Genomic DNA, 17364 nt, shown 5'->3' on the forward strand with positions numbered 1-17364 from the left:
GAAACCCTGGCCCCGGTCGTGCTGTCTGCAGAGAGCCCGCGTGGAGGGCGCCAGCGATCCGGGAGCGACGCGATGCATCGATCACTACTTTGCCTGGGCGGCCTGTTGCTGCTGGCCGGCTGCAGCACCGATCAGGATGGCCCCTATCGGGCGCCGGGGGCCAACTACGACCTGTCGCACTGGAAGCTGACCCTGCCGGATGACGACGCCAGCGAGGTGGACAATGCCGAGCTGCGCGCCGGCTACGCCTCGCGCTACTTCCACCTGGCCGACAACGGCGCCATGGTCTTCGTCGCGCCGGCCGGCGCCGGCAGTACCAAGAACTCCGACTATCCACGTGCGGAGCTGCGCGAGCTGCTCGACCCCAGTGACGACAACCGCAACTGGAGCGGCGCCGGCTTCCACCAGCTCAAGGCCAGCGCCCGCGTGCTGCGCGCACCGAGCACGCAGAAGATCATCGTCGGGCAGATCCACGGCTTCGACGCGCGCCCGCTGATCAAGCTGCAGTGGCAGAAAGGCAAGCTTCGGGCGCTGATCAAGCGCCACCCCAAGGGCAGCAACGAGGACATCAGCCACATCTTCGCCACGCCGGTGGGCAACGACCTGTTCTCCTACAGCATCGAGGTGCGCGATGGCGTGCTGGCGGTGGAGGTTAACGGCGAGCGCATCGAGCACGACTTCTACCAGGCGGACCCGGCCTGGCGCGACGTGACCTACTACTTCAAGGCCGGCGCCTACGTGCAGGACGACGAGGAAGACGGGGACGAGGATGTCGGCGAGGTGCAGTTCACTCAGTTGAATGTGCGCCACGACTGAAGGGCGAGGTGCAATTCACCCAGTTGAACGTGCGAACAGGCGAGGCGCAGCTCAGCTTACGCCACGATTAGCCGTGGCGGACCCCGGCGGCTATCCTATGCGCCCGTTTCGACCGTCCAGGATCGCCCCATGAAAGCCCAGCTCCTCGAACTCATCACCCTGATCAGCTCCGGCTGCATGACCGACGAGGAGATCGCGCGTATCGCCGACGAGGCCGACCAGGCCTATGCCGATCCGGCGGCCTTCCTCGCTGCCAATCCGGACATCAACTACGACGACGATTTCCCCATCCCGCTGGGCGAGTGGGTGGTGGTTGGCAGCCTGCCGGAGACCGTGCTGTTCCAGGCCGACAGTTACGAAGATCTGCTGCAGCAGATCATCGATTCCTTCGGCCCGCAGGTGAGCTTCAACATCAAGCCCAAGCAGCTGCAGAAGGTCGAGCCGCTCAAGGCGCTCAACCGCATCCAGGTGCAGCTCTCGGCGCTGTACAAGGAGAAGGGCGGCTACGTGCTGGTGGACCTCAGCGAGCCGCTGGATGACGAACTGCAGTGCGTGCTGGTCTACACCAACGACCTGCCGCGAGTGCTGGAACTGGCGGTGGAAGTCGGCATCTACGCCGCGCCGGCCTATGAGGCGCTAAAGGCTAGTTCCGAGCAGGAGTGAGTGCGTCGGGCTGCGCGCAGGGTAGGGCGGTGAAGCCATACCTGGTGGCGGTCCTGTGCCATTCGGGCTGGCAGTGCAGGGCGTCGATGGCGGCATTCAGCGGCGCCAGCAGCTCGGCGGCGCCCCTGCCGACCAGGATACGTCGCTGAAAGTGGGCGACGCCGGGCACCGGGATGCCAATGAGGCGTTCGCCCAGCCCGGTCTTGCGGACCAGGTGGCGGTACATCAGATGGTTCATGTGGGTGAAGTCGCCACGTCCCGCGGCCACCATCTGCAGGGTCTGCAGCTCGCTGTTGAAGTCTTCGCGGCTTACTTGGCCGCTCGCCACCAGCTCATCGAGCAGCGGCAGGCGCTGGCCGCGTACGGCGAGCAGGCGCCTGCCTTGCAGCCAGTCGTTATCCAGCTGCGCGGGAGCCTGGGCGGCCCGCAGCACCAGCACGTTGTAGTCGTCTAACAGCGGCTTGCTCCACAGGTAGGTCTGCTGCTCGGCATCGTCGACGAAGCTGGGGCTGAGCAACATGACCAGGCCTTCGAAGCGCGCCGGCTGGTGCAGATACTGTTGCAGCAGACGCGCGCGCGGCAGGTTGCGTAGCTCGATATGGTATTGATCGGCCAGCAGCTGGTTGAGCTGCCCGACCATCTCCGGTACCAGGCCGCGCCTGGCGTCGATCAGAAAGGGGGCGGTCTCATAGGTATTGAAGGCCTGAACCGGTTCTGGCGAGGCTTGTGCGCAAGGTGGGGCGAGGAGTGCAAGCACGAGGGGCAGGCAGCGTAGCGATACGAAATGCGACATGCTGGGTCCTTGGAGATGCGTCACCTACAGCTATGACCAGCTCCGAGCATGGTGCGTTTAGCCGTACTTGTCGAACCTGCCCGTAACTGCTCGGCAGCATCCTGTCAGGGTGTGCAGCAAGATTTATCCACAGGGAGTCATCGTGATGAAACGTTCACTGATCGCCACTGCCGTTCTGCTCATGTCCGGCGCTGCGCAGGCCGGTATTCCGCAGCTCAATGCCACCTGCCCGGGCAATATCGAGGTGCATGCCGACGAGGGTGGCCCGATCTACCTGAACGGCAAGGAGGCCAGCCTGAAGAGGTTCAACGACAACTACTACGAGGCCAAGGGCGAGGGCGTGACCCTTTCCCTGAGCATCAACCCGGACGGCTCGCCGGCGTTGTCCTACACCGGCAAGCACGGCGCCAATGGCATCTGCCAGCTGGTCAAGGACTGACCGATCAGCGTAGCTGGGCGCCGGTCGTCAGCCCTGGCAGCAGATGGCCGCGTAGCGCGGCGAAATGCTCCGCCGAATCGCGGAAGAACGCCTGCGGCAGCACGCCATAGCGGCGTAGATCAATCTCGACTTGTGCCAGCCCGGCTTGCTCGGCCAGCTCGTAGGCGCGCATGCCTTTCTCGATGCGCTCGGCAGTGCTGGCGAAGTCGATGCGCGGGCGCAGCGCTACCCGGCGGATCAGTGGCCAGTCCAGCGCCGCCAGCGCACGCTCCACGGCCGGGCCGACGATGAATTCCTGCTCCCAGAGGAAGAACGCCTCGAACAGCTCGCTTCGCTCTGCCTGTGCCAGCGGCTCGCCGCGCGCCTGTGCGTGGTGGCAACGGTTCAGCGCGGCCAGCAGGCGTGGCTGCAGGTAGCGCTCGGCGCCGGGGTGGTCGCCGTGCAGTTTGCTGAAGTGGTAGGCGGTATAGGCCTCGACGCAGACCTGCCGGTTGATCTCGCGGAAGGCGTCGGCGAAGGCATGCAGCTGGCGCAGCTTGGCGCGGCGCTGGTCGGGCGAGAAGAGGAACTGGGCGGACAGTAGCGTGCCGACCTTCATCCCCAGGGCGAAGTAGCCGGCACCCCACAATGCGCCGTGGGCGGCGATCAGCGGGAAGACGTTGCGCCCGCCGGAGTCCTGGTAGAGGTGGTGGTAGACCGACGCGCGCTGGGCCAGGTCGGTGAGGGCGCCGGCCAGTAGCGTCGCCTCCTGGTGAATGTGTCGATGTTGCAGATCCAGGGTTAAGCCATCGCTATCCATGTGCAGGGCTCCGAGACGAATCTTCTGCCCTGAATCTAGGCGGAGTTCGTCCCGGCGGCCGCGTGGCAAATTGCCCCAGGGTTACAGGGTGAAACCGCCGTCGATGGGGATGATCGCGCCGGTCATGTAGGCGCCGGCGGTGCTGCACAGGGTGATGGCCAGTGCCGACATTTCTTCCTCGCGGCCCCAGCGCTTCATCGGGATCAGTGCGACGTCTGCGGCCAGGGCGGCTTCGTCGTTGGAGATGAAACGGGTCATCTTGCTCGGGAAGCGGCCGGGGGCGATCACGTTGACGTTGATGTGCTCGCTGACCAGCTCGCGAGCCAGGTTGCGCGACAGCTGGTGCAGCGCCGCCTTGCTCGGGCCGTAGGCGTAGGCTTCTTCGCTCATCGAGCTGATGCCGGCCACCGAGCCGATGTTGATGATGCGTGCCGGGCTGGCCTCGTTACCGGCCTTGCGCAGCAGCGGCAGCAGTTGCTGGATGCAGCTGAACACGGCGGTGACGTTGAGCTGCATGACCTTCTCCCAGCCCTTGACCGGGTAGCTCTCCAGCGGCGCGCCCCAGCTGGTACCGGCGTTGTTGACCAGGATGTCGAGGTGCTCGATGCGCTGGCCCAGCTCGGTTGCCAGGGCGCGCGCGCCTTCTTCGCCGGAGAGGTCGGCAGCCAGGCCGATGCACTCGCCGTAGACCGACAGCTCTTCGGCCGTCTGCAGGCAGGCGGCGCCGTCGCGGCCGCAGATGAAGACCCGTGCGCCGGCCTCGAGCAGGCCTTGGGCGATCATCCGGCCGATGCCGCGGCTGCCGCCGGTGACCAGGGCGGTGCGTCCGGCGAGACTGAAGTAGGAATGCATGGCTGGCTCCTTGGCCGATGGATAGGGCACCTACCCTAATCCGCCACGGCGCCCCTGGCGCCCGTTATTGCGGGCGCAAATGGTGCGGCCAAGCCCTGGCCTATGGCGCCGCCTCGGCCTGTTGCCAGCCACCACCGAGGGCCATGAACAGGCCGATCTGCGCCTGGGTCACCTGGCTCTCGCTGGCCGCCAGCTGTTCGTCGACGCCGGCCAGGGTGCGCTGGGCCTGCAGCTCGGCGAGGAAGTTCTCGCGGCCAGCCTGGTAGAAGACGTGGGTCTGTTCGGCGGCTCGGCGCGCCGAGCGTGCGGTGTCTTCCAGGGCGTCGCGCTGCTGCAGTGCGGCCTGGTAGTGGGCGAGGGCGGTCTGGGTCTCGCGCACGGCGCCCAGCACCACGCCGTCGAAGTGCGCCAGCGCCGCCTGGCTGCCGGCCTCAGCCTGCTGTACGCGAGCGCGGGCGCCGTTGCTGGGGATGCTCCAGTGGATCAGCGGGCCGAAGCCCCAGTGCTGGGTGGAGGCATCGCCCATGTCGTCGAGCACACCGATCAGCCCGGTGGAGGCGCCGAGGCTGATGTCCGGGTACAGCGCGGCGGTGGTCACGCCGATGCGCGCGGTGGCGGCGGCCAGCTGGCGTTCGGCCTGGCGCACGTCCGGACGGCGGGCGAGCAGGGCGGCGCCGTCGCCGACCGGCAGCGGCTGCAGCAGCGTCGGCAGGTGCGCACAGTCGGTGACGTCGCTCGGCAGTGCCTCGGCCGGCTGCGCGGTGAGCATGGCCAACTGGTAGACGCCTGCCTGGCGCGCGGCTTCATAGCGCGGCAGCACGGCGCGCAGGGACTTGAACTGGGTCTCCGAGCGGGTCACCTCGGTCTCGTTGCCACGCCCGGCGGCGTGCAGCTGGGCGGTCAGCTCCAGGCTCTGGCGCTGCAGGTCGAGCGAGTGCAGGGCCACGGCGCGCTCCTCGTTGGCAGCGCACACCTGGGCATAGGCGCCGACCACCCGGGCGACCACGTTGATCCGTGCCAGGTCAGCGGCGGCCTGGGTGGCGTCGGCCTCGGCGCGGGCGGTTTCCACGCCACGGCGCAGCTTGCCGAACAGGTCGAGCTGGTAGGACAGGCCGACGTTGAGGTTGGCGAAGTTGACCACCGGCACCTTCTGCATCAGCAGGAACTGCTGGCCGGCCACCTGCACGCGCTGCAGGTCGGCGTCCACGGCTTCGTGGACGTTGCCGAGGTCCTCGATCTCGCTGACCCGCGCAGCGGCGCGGCCGAGGTTGGCGGCGGCCACGCGCAGCTCGGTGTTGGCTGCCAGCGCCTGCTCGACCAGGCGTTCCAGGGCTGGCTCGTGGTACAGCCGCCACCAGTCGGCGGGGACCGGTGCGGAGACCACTTCGGCGCCGCCGTTCAACTCGCCGTGCAGGTCGGCGCGGTTGGCGGCGGCGTCCTGCGGCAGGTGGTAGTCGGGGCCGACCGTGGTGCAGGCGCCGAGGGCGAGGGCGGCGACGAGGGGCAGCAGGCGCAGGGTCATGGCTTCTGTCCGTCCTCGATGATGGACACGGTGGCGGTGCGCCCGGCGACCATGCGGAAGTCTTCCGGCACCTCGTCGAATAGGATGCGCACCGGCACGCGCTGGGCCAGGCGCACCCAGCTGAAGGCCGGGTTGACGTTGGGCAGCAGGTTGGCGCCGCTGGTGCGGTCGCGGTCCTCGATGGCGGCGGCGATGCTCTGCACGTGCCCGGTCAGGCGGCGCTCGTCGCCCATCACGCGGATGTCCACGGCCTGGCCGACATGGATGTGGCCGAGCTTGGTTTCCTCGAAATAGCCGTCGAGGTGGAAGGAGTCCTTGTCCACCACCGAGAGCACGTTGCGCCCGGCACTGACGAACTCGCCCACGCGCGGCGCGCGGTCGTTGAGGTAGCCGTCCACCGGGCTGCTGATCACCGTGCGCTCCAGGTTCAGGCGCGCGGTGCCCACCGCCGCCTCGGCCTCGGCCAGCGCCGCGCCGGCGCGCAGCACGGTGGATTCGCTTTCCTCGACGATCTCGCGCGCCACCAGCTTGCCTAGCGCACGGTTGCGCGCGGCCTCGCGCCTGGCCTGGGCCAGGGTCTCGCGGCGGTCGTCGCGCAGCGCCTCGGCCTGCTTGAGGGCGACCTGGAAACGCGCCTGGTCGATGACGAACAGCACCTGGCCACGGCTGACCGGCTGGTTGTCGTGGACCTCGACGCGGGCGATCAGCCCGGAGACGTCGGGTGCCACCTGGATCACGTCGACGCGGATATGGCCGTCGCGGGTCCAGGGGGCGAACAGGTAGTAGCTGACCATCTGCCAGATCAGCACGGCGGCGACGGCAACGGCGACCAGGGTGACCAGCAGGCGGGCGGAGGAGAGCGCGAGTCTTTTCATGAGTGCATCAGGATTCGGCTGAGGTGATCGAGGAGGCCCAGCAGGGCGGCGTACAGCGCGATGTTGAACAGCGCGCGGTGCCAGACCAGGCGGTAGACATGCAGGGTGTTGAGCAGCCGCTGCAGCGGCAGGTACAGCAGGTAGGCGAGCAGTGCCAGCACCAGGGCGGTGGGCAGGAACACGCCGAAGACATTGATATCGCCGATCACAGTGCGGCTCCGTCGAGGCCCTGGGGCAGAGGTTGTTCGTGGTACACGGCCGGCGCAGCGAGGGCCGGCGGTTGCAGCGCGGTGGCCAGGCCGCCGAGGGCGTGCAGCACGGCCAGTGCGGCTTCCTCACACTGCGGCGCGCTGGCGGTCGTGGCCAGGCGTGCACGCTCGATCAGCTGCAGCAGCGAGGGCGCCACCGGCTGCGCGCTGCCGGCACGCAGGTTGCGGCGGAAGTGCCGGCCGACGCCACGCACCACCAGTTGCAGTGGGCGCTGCGCTTCGCTCGGCAGGCGCGCCTGGTGGGCCTTGATGTCGAGCAGGTTGTAGGCGATGCGCAGGTCGCGCTCGGCCTCGCCGCTGTCCTGGCCGCTGAGGTTGAGGCGCGGCAGGTGCTGGGCGAAGCGGTCAAGCAGGCGCCCGGCCAGGCGGCGCTGTTCGACCAGGGTGTCGGCATGGCTCATCGCGCCGAGGTCCTGCCAGCTGGAACGGGTCATGCGCCGCGCCAGCAGCTCGGCTCCGAATGGGCGGAACACCAGGGTCCAGAGGAAAGCGAAGAGCAGGCCGATGGGCCCGGCCAGGTTGCTGTTGAGGAACACCAGGAAGTCGGCCTGGTAGGCGCCCTGGATGCTGATGAAGGTGGCGGTGTTGACCGCGATCAGCAGGGTCGGCAGGTAGAAGCGCGGTTGCACGGTGAGGGTGCCGACGCAGATGAACGGCCCGGCGAAGGCCAGCACCAGCAGCGGGAAATCGTGCACGTTGGGCAGCACGAGGAACAGGTAGAGGCTGGCCAGCATCACGCTGAAGCAGGTCCAGATGAAGAAGCGCTTGATCTGCGCGGCCGGCTCGTCGAGCGTGGCGAAGAAGCAGCAGGCCACGGCGGCGAGCACCACGGCGCTGGCGCCATCGGTCCAGCCCAGCCAGATCCACAGCTGCGCGGCGATGAAGATACCGAGGACGATGTAGGCGGTGGAATACAGCATCAGCCCGCGGTCATAGAAGCGCGCGCCGTTGCCCAGATGCCAGTGGCGGTACACCGAGGTCCAGGGGCTGTGGTCGTCACTGCTCAGACGCTGCTGCAGGCTGCGGCAGTCCTGCCACAGGTCGAGCCATTGGCGCAGGCGATAGAGGGCATTGGCCAGCAGGCTCTGCTCGGCTTCGACCAGGAGTACCGGGTCCGGTTGCAGGGTTTGCAGCGCTTGCTGCAGTTCGCTGCGACCGGCCTCGTCGGCACCCTCGCGCAGCCAGGCCTCGGCGCGGCGCAGCAGTGGCGCCAGGTGGGCGGCCTGCTGGGGTGCGCGTTGGTGCAGCACGTCCAGGGCGTCGTGCAGGCTGTCCACCGCTGGCAGCAGCAGGGCCATGCGCTCGCGCAGCTCGCGGGCGTTGCGTACCACGCGTGGGTGGGCGCCCTCGTGGGGCAGCTGGCCGATCATCAGTTCCAGGCCGTTGAAGGTGGTGACCATGGCTGCGCGCAGGCGCGCCAGATCGCCCAGCTCGCGCTGGCGCTGCAGCTGCAGGGCGCAGTAGTCGCGGGCATCGCCGAACCAGCGGCGGGCGCTGTCGGCGAGTACCGGGGCCAGGCGGCTGGGCCAGAACAGGCTGGTGACCACGGCGGCGCAGACGATGCCCAGGCTGATCTCGAGGAAGCGCGAGTAGGCCAGGTCGAACACCGCCTGCGGGTTGTCCACTACCGGCAGGGCGATCATCGGCATGGTGTAGCCGGCCAGCATCAGCGCGTAGTTGTCGGCGGTGCGTACGTGCATGGAGAGCAACAGCATGCTGCCGGTCCATAGCGCCACCACCAGGCACAGCAGCAGCGGCGCCTGGGCCAGCAGCGGCACGAAGAACACTGCGGCGCTGGCGCCGAGCAGGGTACCCAGTGCGCGGTACAGCGCCTTGGAACTGGTCGGGCCGACGAAGGGGTTGGCGACGATGTACACCGTGGCCATCGCCCAGTAGGGCCGCGGCAGCTGCATGTACAGGGCGATGTACAGCGCCAGCATCGAGGCGGCGAATACCTTGAGCGAGTAGAACCAGTCGCGAGCGGGAGGCAGGCTGAGCATCAGTCAGGCCTGCGGGGTGAACTGTTCGAGCGCGCTGAACACGCGCAGCGCCGCGTGCAGGTCGGCCTCGGGCAGATGGCCGAGGGCCCGACTGCGCAGGCTGCGCAACTCGACTTCCAGCCGGGTGCTGAGCGTGCGTCCGGTGGGGGTGACGCTGAGCAGCTTGGCGCGGCGGTCGGCCGGGTCCTCGGCGCGTTCGATCAGCCCGGCCTGGCACAGCTGATCGAGCAGGCGCACCAGCGACGGCCCCTCGATGCCCACGGCCTGGGCCAGCTGGACCTGGCGCACACCGTCGCCGAGGCGGCCGATGAGCAGCAGTGGCATGCAGCAGGCTTCGCTGATGCCGAAATGCGCCAGCGCCTGCTGGCAGGTACGGCGCCAGATTCGACCGCTGCTGACCAGACGGCTGCTGACCTGTTGCTGGAGAGTTGCGATGGGCATGATAAAGAATGCAGGCTATCTATTAGCATGCTATCTAATCATTCGATCCCTGCTCGGACAAGGTGCGTTTCGCGCAACACTGAGTTGCCGATCAGCGCTTTGCTTGTTGCCGTAGTGGTACCAACAGGGCGTTCAGACCGTTGTGATCGATCTCGTGCATCAGTGCGAGCAGGCGGCCCAATTCGCCCTTGGGAAAGCCCTGGCGGGCGAACCAGCCCAGGTAGTTGCCGGGCAGATCGGCGATCAGGCGGCCCTGATACTTGCCGTAGGGCATGCTGCGGGTGACCAGCAGGAGGAGGTCGTCGGGATTCATGGCGCGGCGTACGGGATGGCGACGGGGCGGGCAGGATAACCCGGTGGCGGCACTGTACGGCTACTGTTGTGGTCAGCTGTACCCCTGTGCCGCGGGCACGGCGCGTTCTAATCGTCCTCTTTACTCGTGAAGCGGAGTTGCCCCGATGGCCCCCAAGGATCTGTTACTGGCGCTGGTGGTGATCGTCGCCTGGGGCCTCAACTTCGTGGTCATCCGTGTCGGCCTCGACGGCTTGCCACCGATGCTGCTCGGCGCCTTGCGTTTCGTCCTGGCGGCGCTGCCGGTGTTCTTCGTGCGCCGGCCCAACCTGCCGTGGCGCTGGCTGATCGCCTACGGCGCGACCATTTCCCTTGGCCAGTTCGTGTTCCTCTTCCAGGCCATGGCCAGTGGTATGCCGGCCGGCCTTGCCTCGCTGGTACTGCAGTCGCAGGCCTTCTTCACCCTGGCCTTCGCTGCGCTGTTCCTCGGTGAGCGCATGCGCGGCGCCAGTCTGCTCGGCCTGCTGATCGCCGGCGGCGGCCTGCTGCTGATCGGCCTGCAGACCGGTCACGCCACCACGCTGCTGGGCATCGTGCTGACCCTGATCGCCGCGTCGATGTGGGCAATGGGCAACGTGCTCACCCGCAAGTTCGGCAAGGTCAACCTGATGGGCCTGGTGATCTGGGGCAGCCTGATTCCGCCGATTCCGTTCTTCCTCCTGTCGCTGTGGCTGGAAGGACCGCAGCGCATCGAACACGCACTGCTCAACATCGGTATGAGTTCGGTGCTGGCCCTGCTGTACCTGGCGCTGGTTGCCACGCTGCTCGGCTACGGCCTGTGGAGTCGCCTGCTGTCGCGCTACCCGGCCGGGCAGGTGGCGCCGTTCTCGCTGCTGGTGCCGGTGGTCGGGCTGAGCAGTTCGGCGGTGCTACTGGGCGAACGCCTCAGCACGCTGCAGTGGGCTGGCGCCGGGCTGGTGATGCTCGGCCTGCTGGTCAACGTGTTTGGCGGCAAGCTCTGGCAGCGCTTGCAGGGCGCACAGGCCGCCTAGCCGAAGCACTCGCCGACGCGCTAGGCTGCGGGCCAACCGGCAAGGAGCGAGTGCGTTGGATTTCAAGACGAAGATTTCCCTGCGCCGTGCCCGCGATGGCGGCACGGTGCCCGAGGTAGGCGACGAGGCCTGGCTGTTTGAGCTCACCGAGCGCCTGGAGAGCGACCGCGGGCGCATCCTCAACTCGGCGGCGCTGCGCCGCCTGCAGCAGAAGACCCAGGTGTTCCCGCTGGAGCGCAACGCCGCGGTGCGCAGCCGCCTGACCCACTCGCTGGAAGTGCAGCAGGTCGGTCGCCACATCGTTCGCACGCTGTTCCACAAGCTCGGTCCACGCGCCGCCGAGTATGGCCTGGACGGCATGGAGCGGGTGCTGGAGACGCTGGTGGAAATGGCCTGCCTGAGCCACGACATCGGCAACCCGCCATTCGGCCACTTCGGCGAATTCGCCATCGGCGACTGGTGTGCGCGGCATCTCGACACATTGTTTACCACTGCCGTGCCGCAGGCCGACGCCGAGCTGCGACAGCGCATGCTGCGTGACCTCAACAGCTTCGAGGGCAATGCCCAGGCCATTCGCCTGGTGCATCGCCTGCACGACATGAACCTGACCTACAGCCAGGCCGCGTGCATGCTCAAGTACGTGCGTGCGGCGCACCAGCCGAAGCCGGAGAAGGGCAGCGCCGGCGCCTACCTGCGCAAGAAGCCCGGCTTCTACCTGAGCGAGGAAGGCTTCGTCACCCTGCTGTGGCAGACGCTGGGCATGGCGCCGCAGACCCGCTATCCGCTGGTCTACGTGATGGAGGCGGCGGACGACATCTCCTACTGCCTGGCCGACCTGGAGGACGCGGTGGTCAAGGGCATCCTCGACCTGCCGCGCCTGTGCACGCTGCTGCGCGACACCTTCGCCCGCTTCAAACCGCTGGACACGGCGATCGACACGCGCGGGCGCAGCTTCGCCGAATTGCTGGACGACGCCTGGCTGCGCGCCGATGCCGAGCCGGTGGACAAGGTTGGGCAGTTCTTCATCCGCCTGCGCGTGAACCTGATCCACCCGCTGGTGCAGCACGCCGCCGGGCAGTTCATCGAACAGTTCGATGCGGTGCATGCCGGCACCCTCGACCGCGCGCTGCTGGAAGACGACAGCCCGGCCTGCGCTGTGGTGCAGACCTTCAAGACGGTGGGCGCCGAACAGGTGTTCTGCCATCGCGAAGTGGAGACCCTGCAGCTGCGCGGCCTGCGCATCCTGCAGGGGCTGCTGGAGGGTTACGGTGTGCTGCTGGGCCAGAGCGGCGCGGACTTCCAGGCGTTGCTGTCCGGCAAGGGCCGCGCCGACCAGCGCATGCTGCTGCGCCGTCTGCCCACCCACCTGCTCAGTGCCTATCGCCAGGCGCTGACCGAGCACGACGGCGAGGACGCGCCGGCCTGGGAGTTCTACCACCGCACGCGCCTGCTCCTGGACTTCGTCAGCGGCCTGACCGACCAGCTGGCCGAGGACGAGTTCGCAGTGCTCAGCGCCCAGTAATCGCCGGCATAAAAAAGCCGGGCTTCCTCGCGGGAGCCCGGCTTTTTCGTTGCTACGTACTGATCAGCTGGTGCGGATCAGGTGGTCGAAGGCGGACAGCGATGCCTTGGAGCCTTCGCCGACGGCGATGACGATCTGCTTGTACGGCACGGTGGTCACGTCACCGGCAGCGAACACGCCGGGGATGTTGGTGGCGCCCTTGGCGTCGACGATGATCTCGCCGAAGCGGTTGAGCTCCAAGGTGCCCTTGAGCCAGTCGCTGTTCGGCAGCAGGCCGATCTGCACGAAGATGCCTTCCAGCTCGACGGTATGTACCGCGTCGCTGCTGCGATCCTTGTAGGTCAGGCCGGTGACCTTCTGGCCGTCGCCGACCACTGCGGTGGTCTGCGCGCTCTTGATCACGGTGACGTTCGGCAGGCTGTACAGCTTGTTCTGCAGCACGGCGTCGGCACGCAGGGTGTCGGCGAATTCGAGCAGGGTGACGTGGGCGACGATGCCGGCCAGGTCGATGGCCGCCTCGACGCCGGAGTTACCGCCGCCGATTACCGCTACACGCTTGCCCTTGAACAGCGGGCCGTCGCAGTGCGGGCAGAAGCACACGCCCTTGGCCTTGTATTCCTGCTCGCCGGGTACGCCCATCTCTCTCCAGCGGGCGCCGGTGGAGAGGATCACGGTCTTGGCCTTGAGCGAGGCGCCATTTTCGAACTTCACTTCGTGCGGGCCACCTTCGGCACTGGCCGGAACCAGGGCGGAGGCGCGTTGCAGGTTCATGATGTCGACTTCGTACTGGCGCACGTGCTCTTCCAGGGCGCGGGCCAGTTTCGGGCCTTCGGTCTCCTGCACCGAGATGAAGTTCTCGATGGCCATGGTGTCCAGTACCTGGCCGCCGAAGCGCTCGGCTGCCACGCCAGTGCGGATGCCTTTACGCGCGGCGTAGATGGCCGCTGCGGCGCCAGCCGGGCCACCGCCCACTACCAGCACGTCGAAGGCGTCCTTGGCGTTCATCTTCTCGGCGTCGCGGTTGCCGGCCTGGGTGTCGATCTTGGCGAGGATTTCCTTCACCTCCATGCGACCCGAGGCGAAGACTTCACCGTTCAGGTAGATGCTCGGCACCGCCATGATCTGGCGACGCTCGACTTCTTCCTGGAACAGCGCGCCGTCGATGGACACGTTGCGGATGTTGGGGTTGAGCACGGCCATCAGGTTCAGCGCCTGGACCACGTCCGGGCAGTTCTGGCAGGACAGCGAGAAGTAGGTTTCGAACTCGAAACGGCCTTCGATGCTCTTGATCTGCTCGATGGTTTCCGCGTCCAGCTTGGACGGGTGGCCGCCGACCTGCAGCAGGGCCAGTACCAGCGAGGTGAATTCGTGGCCCATGGGGATGCCGGCGAAGGTAACGCCGATATCCGCACCCGGGCGGTTGAGCGAGAACGACGGACGACGTGCGTCGTTGCCATCGGTCTTGAGGGTGATCTTGTCGGTCAGGCCGACGATGTCTTTGAGCAGTCCGAGCAGTTCCTGAGACTTCTCGCCGTCATCGAGGCTGGCGACGATCTCGAACGGCTGGGTGACCTTCTCGAGGTAGGCCTTCAACTGGGTTTGCAGATTGGCGTCCAACATGACGGGAATCCTCTAGCGAATAGCGAATTTCGGACAAACAAACGCCCGGACGGATCGCGCCCGGGCGTTCGGGCACTTGCGGCTGGGTTTCAGCCGGCGAAGCGCAAGGCGGGGTGGGGCCTATGCGGCCCCGGGCAGATCTTAGATCTTGCCGACCAGGTCCAGGGACGGAGCCAGGGTCTTCTCGCCTTCTTTCCACTTGGCCGGGCAAACCTGGCCCGGGTTAGCGGCGGTGTACTGAGCGGCTTTCAGCTTGCGCAGGGTCTCGGAGACGTCGCGAGCGATTTCGTTGGAGTGGATTTCCAGGGTCTTGATCACGCCTTCCGGGTTGATCACGAAGGTGCCACGCAGCGCCAGACCTTCTTCAGCGATGTGCACGCCGAAAGCGTTGGTCAGCTGGTGGGTCGGATCGCCGATCAGCGGGAACTGAGCCTTGCCAACGGCCGGGGAGGTTTCGTGCCATACCTTGTGCGAGAAGTGGGTGTCGGTGGTGACGATGTACACCTCGGCACCGGCCTTCTGGAACTCGGCGTAGTTGTTGGCGGCGTCTTCGATTTCGGTCGGGCAGTTGAAGGTGAAGGCAGCCGGCATGAAGATCAGCACGGACCACTTGCCTTTCAGGCTCTGCTCGGTGACCTGGATGAACTCGCCATTGTGGAAGGCGTTGGCGGTAAAGGGTTGAACCTGGGTGTTGATCAGGGACATGAGAGAACTCCTGTTGGGGTTTGGAAACTTGATGCTGCGCATACTAACCGCATCAGCTGTAATCGCTAAATTGAATGAAGGCATCAAAACGATTGAGTCGGTCTATGTACCGTCATCTTAAAAGTGGCAGTTATCTATGACAGTCAGCGGGCGATTTGTAGTTGTGGGTGCTGCTGACGGTATTGCTCGAAGATGAACTGGCGGATGCGCTCGGCGTGTTCGCTGTGCTGCATCTGCAGGCCGTAGGCCGCGCGGTGGCGTCCGATACGGCGGATACGCTGGCCCTTGATGGGCAGGCTCTCGAAGCCCGGCAGGGGTAGCCAGAGGCTGAAGCGCTCCGGCGGTTCGAGCATCGGCGAGCCGACTACCAGGCTGTCCGGGGCGATCTCGTAGACCAGCAGGGCGCTGTCTTCGCCGTGCTTGTCACGCAGCACCAGCGGTTCGTCCAGCTCGAGGCGCCAGGGGCGGCGCACCTGGCCGTCCTCGAAGATGCTCGGTGCGCCCATTTCCAGCAGCAGCCCGTGCAACTCGTCGTCGACCATCTGAAGGGGGAAGGTCATCCTGCAGTTGTCCACCTGCGCTTCCAGGCTCAACTTGGCATGGCCGCCGAGGCGGGCGAGCAGGGCGTTGGCCAACGGGCCGCCATCTACCTTGAATGCCGGGATCGACAGTGGCTTGCCGATCAGCTGGCTGCTGAATACTTCACGGATGAAGTCCAGCTCCTCGCTGGACAGGGTCGGCTGCTCGGACATGATGCCCTCCAAGGGGCTGTGCACTGTGGCCGAAAGCAAGAAATGCGCCTGTCCCTGAGCACTGGCGACCACCAGTGTGGGACGGCCGGCGGGGCGGTGAGTTCCCCGTCGGGCGACATACGGCATAATGCGCGGCGTTTTTTCCCGATCTCTGGAGTGCCACATGAAAGTCGCCATCCTCTCTGGTTCCGTCTATGGGGCTGCCGAAGACGTTGCCCGAGTTGCCGTACAGACGCTGGAAGGCGCCGGCTACGAGGCCTGGCACAAGCCCGGCGTGGCGCTCGAGGAGGTGCTGGCCTTCGCCCCCGAGGCGATTCTGGTGGTGACCTCCACCACTGGCATGGGCGAGCTGCCCGGCAATCTGCAGAACCTCTACTACGCGCTGCGCGACCGTTTCCCGGCCTGGAGCGGCCTGCCCGGCGCGGTGATCGCCCTGGGCGACTCCAGCTACGACGTGTTCTGTGGCGGCGGTGAGCAGATGCGCGAGCTGCTGCTGGAGCTGGGCGTACGCGAGGCGCTGCCGATGCTGCGCCTGGATGCCAGCGAGACCGTCACCCCGGACAGCGATGCCAAGCCCTGGCTGGCTGAGCTGGCGCAAGCGCTGAAAGGCTGATGCACCCGCGCGCCGCCGAGCTGATCCGCGAGCTGCAGCTGGCCGCCCATCCCGAGGGCGGCTACTACCGGCGGCTGTTCACCTCGGCGCTGCGTGATGGCGATGGCCGCGCCGCGTCCAGCGCCATCCTGTTCCTGCTGCCGGGCTGCGCGGTCAGCCGTTGGCATCGCATCGATGCCGACGAACTCTGGCATTTCCATGAGGGCGCACCGCTCGAACTGCTGATCGGCGAGACGCCGGATGCCGTGCGTCGTGAGGTGCTAGGCCCGGTGGCGGCGCAGCAGCTGCCGCAACGCGTGGTGCCGGCGCAGGCCTGGCAGGCCGCGCGCAGCCTGGGCGATTTCACCCTGGTCGGCTGCACGGTGGCGCCGGAGTTCCGCTTCGAGAACTTCCGCCTGCTCGCCGACGATCCGGCCGCGCAGGCCGCCTGGCCGCTGCTGAGTGGCGACTACTCCGAGCTGCTCTGATCCTGCTCCGCCAGGAGGTCGAGCCAGGCCTGTGCCGCGCGTGACAGGTAAGCGCCGCGGCGCCAGATGAAGGCGATGTCCCAGCGCAGGTTCGACTCGCGCAGCGCCACGCGCACCACGCCCGGCCGTTCCAGCTCGCGCGCCACGATGCGCGGCAGCAGCACCACGCCCTGACCGGCCGCCACCAGCGCGACGAGGAAGTCCGCCTGGCCGCTGCGCCCGCCTTCCAGCGGAGTGAAGCCGGCCTCCTGGCAGGCACGCAGCAAGCGGTCGTTGAGGGTGAAGCTCTGCTGGTAGAGCAGGAAGGGCGTGTCGGCCAGCTCCTGCAGACTCACGCCGCTGGCCCCGGCCAGTGCGTGCGCGGCCGGCAGCAGCACGTCCAGCGGCTCGTTGCAGAACGGCTGGCTGGCGAAGGCCGGGTCATCCGGCTGCAGGCCGGCGCCCAGCTCCAGCTCGCCGCTCAGCACCAACTGCTCGACCAGCTTGCTGCCGCCTTCCTGCAGGTGCACGACGATGTTCGGGTAGCGCCGCCGGTACTCGGCAAACAGCCCGGCGAACAGCGCATCGCTGCCCAGCAGCGGCAGGCCCAGGCGCAGCTCGCCGCGTTCCAGCTGGCCGAGGTCGTCAAGCTCGCGCAGCAGCTCCTGGCGCAGGCGCAGGAAGTCTTCGGCGCGGCGCTGCACCACGCGGCCGGCGTCGGTCAGGCGCAGGTGCGGGCCGCTGCGTTCGAGCAGCTGCACGCCGAGGCGCTGTTCCAGCTGGGCGACCTGCTTGCTGATCGCCGACTGGCTGGCATGCAGCACGCCGGCGGCCTGGGTGAAACCGCCCTGGCGCACCACTTCGGCGAAGGCGCGTAGCTGTTTGAATTCCATT

General features: G+C 67.2%; 20 protein-coding genes. 7 read left to right on the top strand and 13 right to left on the bottom strand.

The genetic code is table 11. The annotated features are described in order from the left end of the window. Positions 1-72 precede the first annotated feature (72 nt). Complete coding sequence (locus PTT45_RS01085; protein WP_273811037.1) at positions 73-816, top strand: polysaccharide lyase family 7 protein; 744 nt, start codon at positions 73-75, stop codon at positions 814-816. 129 nt (positions 817-945) lie between these two features. Then, a complete protein-coding gene (locus PTT45_RS01090) occupies positions 946-1479 on the top strand; it encodes a hypothetical protein (protein WP_273811039.1) in 534 nt (177 codons plus the stop codon). Here PTT45_RS01090 and PTT45_RS01095 read toward each other — a convergent pair. Then, positions 1460-2272, bottom strand: coding sequence for a substrate-binding periplasmic protein (locus PTT45_RS01095; protein ID WP_273811040.1), 813 nt, complete (start codon positions 2270-2272; stop codon positions 1460-1462). The two genes, PTT45_RS01090 and PTT45_RS01095, sit on opposite strands and share 20 nt — an antisense overlap. Before the next feature lie 145 nt (positions 2273-2417). Here PTT45_RS01095 and PTT45_RS01100 point away from each other — a divergent pair, with 145 nt between their 5' ends. Further along, positions 2418-2711 carry a hypothetical protein gene (locus tag PTT45_RS01100; protein ID WP_273811041.1) on the top strand — a complete coding sequence of 98 codons (294 nt, stop codon included), beginning with the start codon at positions 2418-2420 and terminating at the stop codon, positions 2709-2711. Positions 2712-2715: 4 nt separating this feature from the next. Here the strand turns inward: PTT45_RS01100 and PTT45_RS01105 are convergent, their stop codons facing one another. The 8 genes from PTT45_RS01105 to PTT45_RS01140 form a co-directional block, all read right to left on the bottom strand. After that, complete coding sequence (locus tag PTT45_RS01105) at positions 2716-3510, bottom strand: hypothetical protein (RefSeq protein ID WP_273811043.1); 795 nt, start codon at positions 3508-3510, stop codon at positions 2716-2718. Positions 3511-3591: 81 nt separating this feature from the next. Beyond that, on the bottom strand, positions 3592-4362 hold the full coding sequence (locus PTT45_RS01110) for an SDR family oxidoreductase (protein WP_273811044.1): 771 nt from the start codon (positions 4360-4362) through the stop codon (positions 3592-3594). Positions 4363-4462: 100 nt separating this feature from the next. After that, positions 4463-5884: an efflux transporter outer membrane subunit gene (locus PTT45_RS01115; RefSeq protein ID WP_273811045.1), complete on the bottom strand. Its 1422-nt coding sequence runs from the start codon at positions 5882-5884 to the stop codon at positions 4463-4465. Further along, positions 5881-6759: an efflux RND transporter periplasmic adaptor subunit gene (locus PTT45_RS01120; RefSeq protein WP_273811046.1), complete on the bottom strand. Its 879-nt coding sequence runs from the start codon at positions 6757-6759 to the stop codon at positions 5881-5883. The genes PTT45_RS01115 and PTT45_RS01120 overlap by 4 nt, the downstream gene beginning before the upstream one ends. Further along, positions 6756-6968: a DUF1656 domain-containing protein gene (locus PTT45_RS01125; protein WP_273811047.1), complete on the bottom strand. Its 213-nt coding sequence runs from the start codon at positions 6966-6968 to the stop codon at positions 6756-6758. Before PTT45_RS01125 ends, PTT45_RS01120 begins: the two co-directional genes overlap by 4 nt. Beyond that, entirely contained in the window at positions 6965-9028 is a 2064-nt protein-coding gene (locus tag PTT45_RS01130) for an FUSC family protein (RefSeq protein WP_273811048.1), read from the bottom strand. Before PTT45_RS01130 ends, PTT45_RS01125 begins: the two co-directional genes overlap by 4 nt. A gap of 3 nt (positions 9029-9031) precedes the next feature. Continuing rightward, the gene (locus PTT45_RS01135) at positions 9032-9469 is read right to left on the bottom strand and encodes a MarR family winged helix-turn-helix transcriptional regulator (RefSeq protein WP_273811049.1); all 438 of its coding nucleotides are present in this window, start codon (positions 9467-9469) and stop codon (positions 9032-9034) included. A gap of 91 nt (positions 9470-9560) precedes the next feature. Beyond that, complete coding sequence (locus PTT45_RS01140; protein WP_273811050.1) at positions 9561-9782, bottom strand: DUF3820 family protein; 222 nt, start codon at positions 9780-9782, stop codon at positions 9561-9563. A gap of 145 nt (positions 9783-9927) precedes the next feature. Between PTT45_RS01140 and PTT45_RS01145 the strand changes: the two genes are divergently transcribed. Together PTT45_RS01145 and dgt are read left to right on the top strand one after the other, a co-directional pair. Further along, complete coding sequence (locus tag PTT45_RS01145; protein ID WP_273811051.1) at positions 9928-10812, top strand: EamA family transporter; 885 nt, start codon at positions 9928-9930, stop codon at positions 10810-10812. A 55-nt stretch (positions 10813-10867) separates the two neighbouring features. Then, entirely contained in the window at positions 10868-12334 is a 1467-nt protein-coding gene (gene dgt, locus PTT45_RS01150) for a dGTPase (protein WP_273811052.1), read from the top strand. Positions 12335-12397: 63 nt separating this feature from the next. Here dgt and ahpF read toward each other — a convergent pair whose 3' ends face one another. The 3 genes from ahpF to PTT45_RS01165 form a co-directional block, all read right to left on the bottom strand. Continuing rightward, positions 12398-13954, bottom strand: a complete 1557-nt coding sequence (gene ahpF / locus PTT45_RS01155; RefSeq protein ID WP_273811053.1) for an alkyl hydroperoxide reductase subunit F — start codon at positions 13952-13954, stop codon at positions 12398-12400. Positions 13955-14095: 141 nt separating this feature from the next. Continuing rightward, positions 14096-14659 carry an alkyl hydroperoxide reductase subunit C gene (ahpC, locus tag PTT45_RS01160; protein ID WP_043311396.1) on the bottom strand — a complete coding sequence of 188 codons (564 nt, stop codon included), beginning with the start codon at positions 14657-14659 and terminating at the stop codon, positions 14096-14098. Positions 14660-14802: 143 nt separating this feature from the next. Next, a complete protein-coding gene (locus PTT45_RS01165; protein WP_273811055.1) occupies positions 14803-15411 on the bottom strand; it encodes a PilZ domain-containing protein in 609 nt (202 codons plus the stop codon). Between the two features lie 163 nt (positions 15412-15574). Here PTT45_RS01165 and PTT45_RS01170 point away from each other — a divergent pair, with 163 nt between their 5' ends. Both PTT45_RS01170 and PTT45_RS01175 read left to right on the top strand, forming a co-directional pair. Next, positions 15575-16024: a flavodoxin gene (locus tag PTT45_RS01170; protein ID WP_273811056.1), complete on the top strand. Its 450-nt coding sequence runs from the start codon at positions 15575-15577 to the stop codon at positions 16022-16024. Then, on the top strand, positions 16024-16491 hold the full coding sequence (locus PTT45_RS01175; RefSeq protein WP_273811057.1) for a cupin domain-containing protein: 468 nt from the start codon (positions 16024-16026) through the stop codon (positions 16489-16491). The genes PTT45_RS01170 and PTT45_RS01175 overlap by 1 nt, the downstream gene beginning before the upstream one ends. On the opposite strand, the gene PTT45_RS01180 is transcribed toward PTT45_RS01175, so the two are convergent. Continuing rightward, complete coding sequence (locus PTT45_RS01180) at positions 16473-17363, bottom strand: LysR family transcriptional regulator (protein ID WP_273811058.1); 891 nt, start codon at positions 17361-17363, stop codon at positions 16473-16475. The genes PTT45_RS01175 and PTT45_RS01180 overlap by 19 nt on opposite strands. Position 17364: the final 1 nt, after the last annotated feature.

The organism is Pseudomonas sp. Gutcm_11s (genome assembly GCF_028649395.1).
Lineage (GTDB): Bacteria > Pseudomonadota > Gammaproteobacteria > Pseudomonadales > Pseudomonadaceae > Aquipseudomonas.

Excerpts from the sequence above, each read along its gene's own strand:
- PTT45_RS01130 (WP_273811048.1), bottom strand. The coding sequence starts at position 9,028 with ATGCTCAGCCTGCCTCCCGCTCGCGACTGGTTCTACTCGCTCAAGGTA.
- ahpC (WP_043311396.1), bottom strand. The coding sequence starts at position 14,659 with ATGTCCCTGATCAACACCCAGGTTCAACCCTTTACCGCCAACGCCTTC.
- PTT45_RS01095 (WP_273811040.1), bottom strand. The coding sequence starts at position 2,272 with ATGTCGCATTTCGTATCGCTACGCTGCCTGCCCCTCGTGCTTGCACTC.
- PTT45_RS01090 (WP_273811039.1), top strand. The coding sequence starts at position 946 with ATGAAAGCCCAGCTCCTCGAACTCATCACCCTGATCAGCTCCGGCTGC.
- ahpF (WP_273811053.1), bottom strand. The coding sequence starts at position 13,954 with ATGTTGGACGCCAATCTGCAAACCCAGTTGAAGGCCTACCTCGAGAAG.
- PTT45_RS01100 (WP_273811041.1), top strand. The coding sequence starts at position 2,418 with ATGAAACGTTCACTGATCGCCACTGCCGTTCTGCTCATGTCCGGCGCT.
- PTT45_RS01165 (WP_273811055.1), bottom strand. The coding sequence starts at position 15,411 with ATGTCCGAGCAGCCGACCCTGTCCAGCGAGGAGCTGGACTTCATCCGT.
- PTT45_RS01085 (WP_273811037.1), top strand. The coding sequence starts at position 73 with ATGCATCGATCACTACTTTGCCTGGGCGGCCTGTTGCTGCTGGCCGGC.
- PTT45_RS01120 (WP_273811046.1), bottom strand. The coding sequence starts at position 6,759 with ATGAAAAGACTCGCGCTCTCCTCCGCCCGCCTGCTGGTCACCCTGGTC.
- PTT45_RS01170 (WP_273811056.1), top strand. The coding sequence starts at position 15,575 with ATGAAAGTCGCCATCCTCTCTGGTTCCGTCTATGGGGCTGCCGAAGAC.
- PTT45_RS01105 (WP_273811043.1), bottom strand. The coding sequence starts at position 3,510 with ATGGATAGCGATGGCTTAACCCTGGATCTGCAACATCGACACATTCAC.
- PTT45_RS01110 (WP_273811044.1), bottom strand. The coding sequence starts at position 4,362 with ATGCATTCCTACTTCAGTCTCGCCGGACGCACCGCCCTGGTCACCGGC.
- PTT45_RS01140 (WP_273811050.1), bottom strand. The coding sequence starts at position 9,782 with ATGAATCCCGACGACCTCCTCCTGCTGGTCACCCGCAGCATGCCCTAC.
- PTT45_RS01175 (WP_273811057.1), top strand. The coding sequence starts at position 16,024 with ATGCACCCGCGCGCCGCCGAGCTGATCCGCGAGCTGCAGCTGGCCGCC.
- PTT45_RS01135 (WP_273811049.1), bottom strand. The coding sequence starts at position 9,469 with ATGCCCATCGCAACTCTCCAGCAACAGGTCAGCAGCCGTCTGGTCAGC.
- PTT45_RS01145 (WP_273811051.1), top strand. The coding sequence starts at position 9,928 with ATGGCCCCCAAGGATCTGTTACTGGCGCTGGTGGTGATCGTCGCCTGG.
- PTT45_RS01180 (WP_273811058.1), bottom strand. The coding sequence starts at position 17,363 with ATGGAATTCAAACAGCTACGCGCCTTCGCCGAAGTGGTGCGCCAGGGC.
- PTT45_RS01115 (WP_273811045.1), bottom strand. The coding sequence starts at position 5,884 with ATGACCCTGCGCCTGCTGCCCCTCGTCGCCGCCCTCGCCCTCGGCGCC.